The 11022-nt window shown below is 41.9% G+C and carries 6 protein-coding genes; 3 read left to right on the top strand and 3 right to left on the bottom strand.

Features of this window, described 5'->3' with window-relative positions; all coding sequences use genetic code 11:
* Both AC3A8L_RS09760 and AC3A8L_RS09755 read left to right on the top strand, forming a co-directional pair.
* A partial coding sequence (locus AC3A8L_RS09760; RefSeq protein ID WP_487962062.1) for a hypothetical protein occupies positions 1–366 on the top strand: 366 nt, incomplete at its 5' end.
* A gap of 518 nt (positions 367–884) precedes the next feature.
* Positions 885–4016, top strand: a complete 3132-nt coding sequence (locus AC3A8L_RS09755; protein WP_487962061.1) for a GH116 family glycosyl hydrolase — start codon at positions 885–887, stop codon at positions 4014–4016.
* An 87-nt stretch (positions 4017–4103) separates the two neighbouring features.
* On the opposite strand, the gene AC3A8L_RS09750 is transcribed toward AC3A8L_RS09755, so the two are convergent.
* Together AC3A8L_RS09750 and AC3A8L_RS09745 are read right to left on the bottom strand one after the other, a co-directional pair.
* A complete protein-coding gene (locus AC3A8L_RS09750) occupies positions 4104–5690 on the bottom strand; it encodes a carbamoyltransferase C-terminal domain-containing protein (protein ID WP_487962060.1) in 1587 nt (528 codons plus the stop codon).
* A 174-nt stretch (positions 5691–5864) separates the two neighbouring features.
* The gene (locus AC3A8L_RS09745; protein ID WP_487962059.1) at positions 5865–7613 is read right to left on the bottom strand and encodes an ATP-binding cassette domain-containing protein; all 1749 of its coding nucleotides are present in this window, start codon (positions 7611–7613) and stop codon (positions 5865–5867) included.
* A 146-nt stretch (positions 7614–7759) separates the two neighbouring features.
* On the opposite strand from AC3A8L_RS09745, the gene AC3A8L_RS09740 reads away from it, so the two are divergent.
* Positions 7760–8827, top strand: coding sequence for a radical SAM/SPASM domain-containing protein (locus AC3A8L_RS09740; RefSeq protein WP_487962058.1), 1068 nt, complete (start codon positions 7760–7762; stop codon positions 8825–8827).
* 38 nt (positions 8828–8865) lie between these two features.
* Here the strand turns inward: AC3A8L_RS09740 and AC3A8L_RS09735 are convergent, their stop codons facing one another.
* On the bottom strand, positions 8866–10044 hold the full coding sequence (locus AC3A8L_RS09735; protein WP_487962057.1) for a twitch domain-containing radical SAM protein: 1179 nt from the start codon (positions 10042–10044) through the stop codon (positions 8866–8868).
* Positions 10045–11022: the final 978 nt, after the last annotated feature.

Below are 11022 nucleotides of genomic sequence, written 5' to 3'. Positions count from 1 at the left end.
CACTGTGTCGTACTCGCTTGGGCAGATTCACTCAGTTACCCAGAACTGCGCAAGTGCCACCTACTGACTAGTGAAGCCAAAGTTATCTTCGCGATACACCATCCTTGGCTCAGCCAGCGTCAGAGCTCACCTGCTGCGCTGCGCTTGGGGCTTGGTTGGCAAAAACAATGCCAGTTGCTTAACGTGGCAGGACAACAGCTAGCACTGCAACCGCCAGCCAGCATTGCGACGTTGTGGCAAGAATTCTCACCAAGTCTACCACTAGTAACAGCCAACACCTCCGATTACGCTCTGTTTTCTACAACGTTAAAATCGCACTTCAATGTACTCGCATTCAGCCAAAATAAAGAACAGGTACAATGTTAATGTCATCGCAACCGGCTTCACTGTGGTTGGCGGTGCATTATTTGTGCTGGCCGTTAAGGGCACTCTTATCCCTGCGAAAGTCAACATGGCCATTTGCCGATACTGAGTCTGGCAAATAACCGCTACCGTCGCGGATCAACTCCGCATTTATGCTTTTAACGCGGCGGCCACTGCATAAGGTGTACTTTGGGCATACCAAGCGCTGTAGCCTTAGACCTTAATTGCGAAGCAGCGCTATTGCGGATGCTGAAGTGGGATTGAAATAGATCATAGTTTTTTAATTTTCATAATAGATTCAGTTTTCCGGCGATGAAATCGCTAGTATGTTACTCGTTACATGAAAGATAGCTTCGTCTTTGTCATTCTCGCGAGAGATGCTGGGTTACTTGTAAAGTGTTATGATTTTAAAAGTTTGGATTCTTTCATAAACTACAGTAATTGTGGATATATCGATGTAGTCCAATATTTTCACGATTGATAACTACTACAATATTCTAGCGTTAGACGAGTACGTTTTAATGAAATATCAACCCGTTAGTGATCTCCTGTCCCGCAGTGGTATGTATGAATATATTCAGCAGTGGCATGTCCCAGTATCCACGACACCTCAGAACACAGGGATGTCATTAGGGGGAATGGGCTCCACCTGCACGCTCAACCCTGCAGGGCATACTGCATCTATCAATTTTAAACATGGATTGTTTATCACGGGAACGCAAGACTGTTCGATAGAGTTCGCAAAGTATTTCTATAAAGAATCATCTACCATCCAAAATGGGCTTAGGGTACACAACTCAAATGATTTCTTAACATTTCTTGAAGCGACTCCAGTATACGTTGACGGCGAACGCGTCAAATTCGAAAAGAGACCCTCTGATTTCGAAATTGACGATTTGATAAATAAATGGCTGGAGATTGAAACCTTTTACAGTGATAACATCCAACACGCGCGTAATAGCAATGTGAAAACCTCTCAGCGCACATTAGCGCTAGCTGAAAAATCTGATTTTAGGCGCTTAAACAGAAGTTTTCTATTTGATCTTTTCCCCGGGAGCATATCGGATCAAAAATCATATTCTACCTGTTTAATAGGCGGGGGGGGAACAACCAATTGGCAAAATAATTACCCTCTTGAGGATATGTGGTATTGCGCAAACTACCCGCAATCTACAACGCAATACAAATCTGGTGAACACGCCTGTCGTATCCAAAAAAATCATTCGTCTCCTGGGCTATGTCAAAGCAGTATATTCTCGTCACTCCCTATATTTTGGTCCGAATTTGAAATCATTAACGACGACTGTGCGCTTGAATACGAAATTGGGCTAACGCAAACGATCGAAGACTTTACCGGCTATGAAGTAATCAAGCAACGCGGTGCTAGTCAAGACGCAGAATTTAATTTTACAAGACGCTTAGGTAATAGCGTAAGAAAGTCGATCAATTTTTCTTTAGCTAAAGGTAAGTTTACGGGCATCCTTTTTCAATCAATCGATGGCGCCAACCAATTTTTGTTTGGGGTTTATAGTGAGGATCCTGACATTTACATTCATGTAAATGAAGACATGCTAATGGACCAAGAAAGTTATGTCATTCAAAGCTCGTTATTTTCCGGTGTTCCTGCTAGATACATTGGCAGTAATATGAACTGTGGAAAAGAAACGAAAGGCGGTGGACTATCTGTAAACGCATACCTAGCGCCCAAACAAAGTAAAAAACTTCGATTTCTCGCCATAAATTGTTTTGATGAAGTTTATATGCAGTCTCCACTGCCATTAAAATCGTATCGAAAGCACTTTGAAGACATTGAAAAAAGTGAACTTCCTATTCACATTACTAAATACTATATACACAATAGAGACGTCATCGATACTGAGCTTAAGCAATCACAAACGGCTCTTTCCGCGACGTCGATTATTCAAGATTTCACATTGTCTATTTCGCCTTTAAAATGCACTCAGCAAATTTCAGAGATGCTACTCAACAGTTATTCGTTTCTGGCCGAAGGTAGCCAGTGGACTGACCAAGGTGCGATGTTGGTGCGAGAGTCTATTGATTACCCCTTTTACAACTCATTGGATGTGTATTTTTACGGATCTTTTACATTACTAGCACTTCATCCAACGGCTGATAAAGAGAATATTCTACTTTTTGCCAAAGAAATTCTTAATCAAGACCTTACCGCGCGGCGGCACCATCGCTTCGGCTATTTTAATCAAGGCAATGTGGTTCCTTCTGAGTTTATTGGTGCAAGGAAACTATCTGGTTTTGTTCCGCATGACCTCGGTAGCGTCTTTGACCCTGCCCCTAATGCTTATTGTTGGCATAACGTGCACCACTGGCTCGATTTAGCACCAAAATTCGTTTTACTAACGCTAAGAGCATATCAATCCGACCCTGACACCGAATTTCTATTAAAGTGCTGGGATTCGATCGAGAAATGCCTGGACAACATTCGAGTCAACATGCACGAAGGAGTTAACCTGCCGATTACCCGAGGAACCTCCGATACTTTCGATAATATTGAGAATAGCGGGGTTACCGTTTACTCGGCAACATTATGGGTCGCCGCTTTAAGGGCAGTTATTGAAATTGCCGATATTCTCGATAAGCCTAATGATTTAGATAAATTCAAAAAAATGGAGGTAGCTGCAACAAAGGATTTAAATGCGTGGCTTTGGGATGAAAAAGAAGGCTATTATCACTCTTGTTATGATCCCATTATCAGCACTGACTTTAAATCGGAATATAACGCTGAGTTAATAAATTTTTTAAGTCAATACATGAAAATCGGGCCATCTACATCTGCTGCGGAGTTGGTACAGCACCTTAACGACTTCATTACCAGCGACGGAGCTTTCAACGATGCAACCGAAGCCTCCAATAGCGGCCTCGGTAAAAAAGTGTTCAGAAAGCAATTATTATATACGAGGCTTCCTAACGTTTGGGCAACTGACTCAGACCGCAGTCGCAATGACTCTGATTCAGTCGTCGCAGGTCAGCTACTGGCAGATACTTACCTAATGTTATTAGGGCTGCCTCCCATTACACCAAAACCTAAAAGACAACGCGCACTCAGCACAATGCTAACTGCGAGTTTTTATCGCAATGGTGTAGGCGTATGCAATAGTTGCCCTAAAGACGGCCGGCAATCCGTTCAATTCCAAGCCAATGATATTTGGGTAGGTGTTCAATATTCCATATGCTCAGCCTTAATCATGTCGGATATGTACCAAGAGTTTGACCGGCTATTTTTAAGCCTTTATAAAGCGATTTATAAAGACGTAAAAATACCCTTTGGTATTCCCGAGGGTTTTATGATTCGATCAGGCACTACTTTGGAGCAAATAAGAGACGAGTTAAAACTTGATGATGCGGAGCTTGAAACTCTCGAGGGTAATTTACGGAGGCACCCTTTAGTTGAGTTTGGCGATTTAATCGCGCTAAGCGAAACAACTCCCAATGCCATATCTGGGCTCTATGAGAACATTTGTTTGACTTGCGATGGTCAGGCAACATTACTTCGGCTTTTACAACAGAATAATATTTATTACACGGCGGGAAGGTATTTTCGACAAGGAATGATCGCCTCCATCCCTCTGGCAATGAATTTTGTTCGACAGCATAGGGCGCCATTTGATGCTGCCTAGGCAGTACCAAATGGATCATTAAATATTTTCGATGAATCGAGACTTTCGAAGGTTAACTTTTCTGAAAAGCTAACCTTGATCAACGGACTAAACAATTGAATTCTTAATGTACATCCAGTCGCCAATTACAAACGCGTTAACTCCGGTTTCATGGGCAAAATTCATCACATGGTGCGTGTTATTGATAAACCCTGCCCCTCGAAAATTGAAGGATGTATTGCAGAGTACCCCGTAACCCGAATACTTTTTACACTCTTGAAGCAACTGATGCATAATTGGGTTCTGGGACGCATTAACGGTTTGAACTCTTGCCGTACAATCGAAATGAGTGACTGCCTTTAACTGTTTAGATTTCACCTGCTGAAAATACAGCATGTATGGACTCGGTCCTGACCACTCGAAATGCTCAGAGACATCCTCTTCTAAACAAACCGGTGCGACCGGTCTAAAAAATTCTCGCTGCTTTATTTGATTTAATCTATCACGAACTTTTTCGCTCAATGGGGAAGCTATCAAAGATCGATTGCACAGGGCTCTTGGGCCCATTTCGTATCGGCCTTGGACCCACACTACAACTTCTTCTTTATCGTAAATTAATTCACAAAGGCGGCTAAAATCTAGTGGGAGTTTTTTATAACCAAATTGCTCCAGATCTCCCTGCTGCTCTCTAAACTCTTCGCCACAATAAACATCCCATTCGAGCCTTTGCTGCCCTGTCTGTATTAATTGTGCGGTTGCTGCTGCACCAATTGCGATACCCGTATCGTTTGGCACAGGCGGTACAAAAACTGATTCGAATAGGCCACTTTCACGTAACTGTGTATTCCATTCACAATTAAGTCCGCAACCACCGGTAATGACTAATGGTAGCTTAGACGTTACATTGGCTTTCAAATAGGATAAGCAACGTGAATATAATTGATCTTGCACGGACCGACATAGCCGAACCATTCGTTCGTCTGAGGCTGGAACGTAGCGTAGATATTCCAACTTATCATACAAATTAGTCCAACTGCGATTTAAAGCTACCCGCCCCATTTTGTAAGAAATTTCCGCATTGACGATTAATTCAGCAATTTCTTGTTCTTTACTGCCATCACAATTTTGGCTACCTTCAAGCCCCGCTAGCGCCATTATTTTTCCCGCCGCCTCATGGCCGAATAGCTCACAGCGTCCGGTAGCATGGTAAGGGAGCGCATAACGCAAACCTGGGTAATCCAGCATCGGCGAACCATCCCCTACTCTGCTCACCTCCATTTTGTCATTAACGTAGTATAAACACCCCAAATACCCCTCCCATACCAGCACGTAACAATGCTGGCCAACAGGAATATCACTCAGAGCCAGTGACCCTATAATATGTGAAAGCTCATGAGGAACAGAAAGATAATCGTAGTTTTTACCACCGAATGTAGCTTTACTCGAGTAAATGTCGTTAAGTGATATCCCTGAGTAATTATCACAGTCCGCTAAGGAAAAGGCCGAGCTATCACCACAAATGACGGTAGGCTCGACATTGTTTTTGTGAATAATTGCCTCAAAGTCACTTTGATTTACGAGACTGTGACGAGGGCCAGTATCTTTCTCTCCTTCAATGCTAAAGACAAGTTTTCCATCGACTATTGAGCAGACACTCCCATCATGACCACCTGACTTATATCCCACAATACTCATTAATACACCTCAACATAGCTAACATTCTAGAAACATATCCAATATTTGGATGGCAAATTAAATACTTAGTGGCGCACCCAAAAACTAATAAGTTTTTTAGGCGGTTCCAGCAGAGGTAAAGAATCCAAAAAATAGGTTGGAAGTAAACTCACCCACCGCCTGCACACATTAAAATCAATCAATGAGGTTATGCTCTGCTCCTTTCCACGTAACAGTACCATTACCGCCATCAACAACTTGATGAGCCTCTCCGTCCGACATTTGGATAACTTTATCAAATATTTGTACAAGCTCCATATTGTGAAGAGAAACCACGATACAGGCCTCTGGAAAGCTCGTAAGAATTCCGGTAAGCACGCGTTGCTCAGTTTCCAAATCAAGACTGGCTCCCGGCTCATCAACTAAGATTAACGTAGTGTCTTTTGCAACCAGTAAGCCACGAGCCAATGCTACACGCTGTCGCTGACCGCCAGATAATGCACCAGCAACCAAGTCCCTGTCTAAGTTATCGGCGAAATCAGAAATACAAGATATTTGCGTCATTTTTTCGAGAGCTTCATCCTCGTGATCACCACCAAATACGATATTGTATCGCAAGCTTCCGTCAAATATCTGAACCTCTTGGCATATCAATGTTGCCTGGCTAGCGAGATATTGCTGTGTGGCAGGTGTGTCGTCTAAGCAAACCTTACCGGAAGCTAATGTCTCAACTCCGGCTAGTACCTTCAGCAAACTTGTTTTACCTGCACCACTTTTACCCACAAGCGCATAAGATTTGCCTCTTTTTAATTCAAGTGATAGGTAATTAAGACGTGGCCGATTTTGTGACGCGGGTAAAAGCGCGTCAGAAATTTTGAGCGATGACCAGGTGTCATTGACCGAGACACTGTCATTACGCCAAGTTTGTGCGACCTCTTCTACGCTGTCGAATAGTACCTTTGCCGAGTATCCAGCTACATATCCATTTAACTCTGATGCGTGTCTTACTAAATCATTTACCACAGCACTGAGTTGCCGGCCGTATTCAATGACCATATAAACACCGCCCAACGCGATGGCTGAGGCACCAACTTTAGAATATTCTTGATATACGTAAAAGATCAGAGTCCCAAAAAATACGAAACTGGAAAATAAGTCCGTGGCCAACCATCTGAGTTCATTAATTGTGAAGTCTTTTTTAAAGGGGTCTATCGTTTCATCAAGTTTCTGCTCGATCTGAGACATTGCAATTTTTTGCTTTCTCAGAGTGACTATCGAAAGGATGTTCGATACACAGTCGGAGAATATATTGAAATGTTTACGCGATGTATCGTAAGCGGCTTTATTTACTGCGTAAGCTTTTCTATCGAAGTGTATTATCAGCAAAAGAAGCGATGCATAACCGATTGTTGACAAGAAACCAATCATCGGGGAAAGGATATATAGAATAACCAAAGGAATAAAAATAGTAATTGCAGTTCTAATGTATAGAAACTGACTCTGTGAAAAACTGAAGATCGCAGTAACAATTTGATTGATATATTGAGTGAGCTCTACCGATCGTCGAGTGTCGTGAAAAGAGAGAGGTGCGTAGATCGCCGTGTTTGTCAAATCTTTCAGCACAGCAGTTCGCACGTTTAACGCGGCGTTTCTCTCTAGTAATCGACCCGGTGCATAAGCGACCCACCTCACTAGCACCAAACACAAAACTATTACAATGTATTTAAATGCATTGAGAACACCTTCGTCGCTTAAGCGCTGAAGTTCATTAATTGCGTAGCCAATAAGTACGGGAATAGATATTGCTATTAAGTCTGCTATACCTTGGAGCACTAATGCTAAGATATATAAATGACGGAAACCATATACGTACTTCCACACACCGCGGTAAATGTACTTTAAGCCTTGAGATAAACTCATTTCAGGCATGGATTTATCTTCCATGGTGTCTTTAATCTCGCGCCACTAATGAGGAAACCTTACCGTAATCGATAAACACATAGTAACATATTAGATTCTGAAGCAAGACTTACTTTAGTCCTATTCTTTTGATATTCTTTTAACATTGCTGATATTATGGGAACCGCTAAATGCGAAACACATCACCCTCACAGGGGCGCTTAATTTGTACAAAACCCTTCGAGTGGCTCGAGCTCACCCCTCGTAGTCGTGGAGAGGCGTTTCTTTGCTGCCCAGGCTGGCTAAAGACATCTATAGGTGACCCGCATACGACAAAGCCCCTCGATCTTTGGCATAGCGATAAGGCTAAAGCAATTCGACAATCAGTTCTCGATGAATCCTTTCAATTCTGTAGTAAAGAATTTTGCAAACATTTGACCGAAGTTTCTGGGCCCGTGAAATATGCCACTGAAAGCGAAGTTGCTCACTACCAAGCTCTCGTCGACTCTACATCAACCTCGCCGGACACTTTGAATCTTGCACACGACTACTCTTGCAATCTATCGTGCCCCTCATGCCGTCAAGATTACGTGCACTCAAACAAAGCAGAACGAGAAAAAAATTATCGCATTGTTGAGCAATACTTAGAGGCTTTTGGAGACCAACTTAATACCATCTATATCACTGGCTCCGGTGACCCCTTCGGCGGCAGACATTTTTGGGATTTGCTTTCGGGAGATATTTTCAAAAAGTATACAAAACCCAGATTCCGAATCCATACTAATGCACAGCTTTTTACTCGCAATCGCTGGGAACAAATTCCGCATATTCATCACCGCATTGGGTATACGGAGGTCTCAATTGACGCTGCCAGTGAAGCGTCGTACATAGTTAACAGGCGTGGTGGAGATTGGGGGATATTGAAGGAAAATATGGAATTTATTGCCGAACTTCAACAAGCAGGATATTTTGAAAGGCTTGTTATAAGTTTTGTCGTTCAAGATAATAATTGGCACGAAATGAAGAGCTTTATAGAACTTTCATATAAATGGAACGCGGACACATGTAACTTTTTAACACTCGACAATTGGGGCACCTTTTCCGAGGAAGAGTACCGTTCGAAAGCAATACATAAAAGTTCACACCCTGATCATGGCAGGTTCGTCGATTTTTTAAGTGATGAGATATTTCTATGCGATAAAGTTTCGCTAGGAGGGCTAAGCGATTTGCTCCCTAAACCCGCCGTATGGAAAAGCTAACTTAGTTTATGTATTCACAACAATATAAATATGCTTTACTAATCGATATTTATGATATCTATTAACTCTTGAGTTTCGGAGAATTGTGTTTCAAAGTCTTCACCCCTAATCTTATCCAGCTGTTTCGTAATGCGAGAAAACTCTTCGCGATACTGCCCCAGATCACCTGAATTTAAATAAACCAAAATATCGCCTAAACGCTCGGCAATATAAGGATTAATATCGCGTTTTAAATAAATATATTCTTTAATAGATTGATCTACTTTGTCGCGCTGCGAGGCGGACATAATTTTTATGTTGAATATTTCAGGCGTTTCGAGAATATTAAAGTATAGAGATTGATTATCAACAACATTTTCTGACAACAATCGGTCTATTACTTTTGTTATCGAAAATATATTAAATATACTCACTGTTATGCTTATAGATATCTTTGCCTGTGGCACATTAGATTTTACTTTACGCATATTCGCTATTACATCACCATAGCGACCTCCATGTCTGATATAGCCAAAATCTTCATCTATACCATCGATGCTGACAACAAGTGCCAAGTTTTTAAATCGCTTCCAAATATCCAGTAGGTTATGTTCACCATAGTGTAATTTAGTGAAATTCGTACTGTAGTGGAGCCTAACATTATGGCGCTTTAACCTATCGAGATGGGATAGGATATGATAATGCTCATCCATCAATAGGGGTTCACCACCAGCGAAATATACCTCCTCTACTCCCGGTAGATATTGATCTAACTGCTTGAGTACAGAATCTACGTTTTCGGTTTGAATGAGGGCTTTTTCACCGTAGCTTTTACCAAGCTTTACTGCATCCCCGTACCAGGCCGAGCTTGAACCATGCCAACAGGTTCTGCACTTCAAATTACACAGGTTTGAAAGTCGAATATCCAATGACTTCGGATATTCGGTATATTTGATACTATCAGTATTCACATATTTCGCAAAACTTCGATTACTCAGTTGTCGCAGGCTCTCGTCGCCAGCGGCTTCTTTTTGATAGCAGACATTACAGCTCTTATCGCCTGATCCTAGGAGATTTTTTCGCAATTTAGTTATTTTCTTTCCTGTCCATATATCCCCTAAGGATTCGCTGGATGCATTGCCAATGTTCAACGGGTTAATGCAACATGGTTGTGCTCGGCCCCCACTGGCAAGATGCATGTGAACAAAAGGCAAAACACAATATCTGCTTTTAGTCATTGCTGTAATCTCAGATTATTGATAATGATTATGTCAACTCATAGTCGAATGTTAGTTAAATAATAGGTTGGGTATGGGATTGATCCAGATTAAGTTAGTAGCTTACATTATTATGGCTACTGATAAAAAGGGTATCGTTATTGATCCCTCTCACCATTGCTGCAACTAAAGTATCTTGGGTTCAAAAACGAAGTGCATAGCCTGAGCAGAGAAAGCTGTGAGCTGATAGTAGGCTGCTCGCATTCTCTCCGGCAAGAGATGCAAACATGACCACCTACGAACAAAGAGGCCAGATTTTAGCGTTATTGCAAATACGTCGCTGTAAAAGGCACCATAAACCACGGCAGTTTTGTGCGCGTAGCCGGTATTGTTACCGGCCGCCAACGCCCAGGAATCGCTAAAGGCACAGTATTTTAACCCTAGAAGATAAAACGGGAAATACCAACGTAGCGGTATGGAGGACAACGCAAAATACTTTTTGACAAGCTCTACTGGGCGCCAAGGTCATGTAACCCATGTGATCGCGGGTCGTTTAGAACGATTATACGGAGCTTTTAGAAAACCTAGCTGTGGGCTCTCGAGATTTTCATTAATTAAAATTCGGTTACGAGAAATGGAGCAAATAATTAAAGACAAATATTTATGGGTGTAGTTCCTTTTCGTCGACAAAAAAACACAATAAAATTAATGAGTTAAATTAAAAAAGAAGAAAAAGAGGCCGTTTTGTGTTATTTATAAAGCTACCAAACAACTTAACCTAAAAAAAGACCTCTCCTCCTCAACATATCATACTTAAATTAGCCAGATTTATCATTCTTAGCCGGTGCCAAAGAGCAACTCGATTCAATAATAACCGATCTTGACTCGGAGCTTTTTTCTAACAAAGAACACGGTGATATCGAGCGGTATATTCACTCGCAGGGGCAGGAAATAAGATGGACCCACCCACTTCGTGCCATGATTAGAGTGCAAACTTAA

The sequence above is a fragment of the Marinagarivorans sp. genome (assembly GCF_982758155.1).
This window is presented reverse-complemented; position numbering and strand designations above follow the sequence as displayed.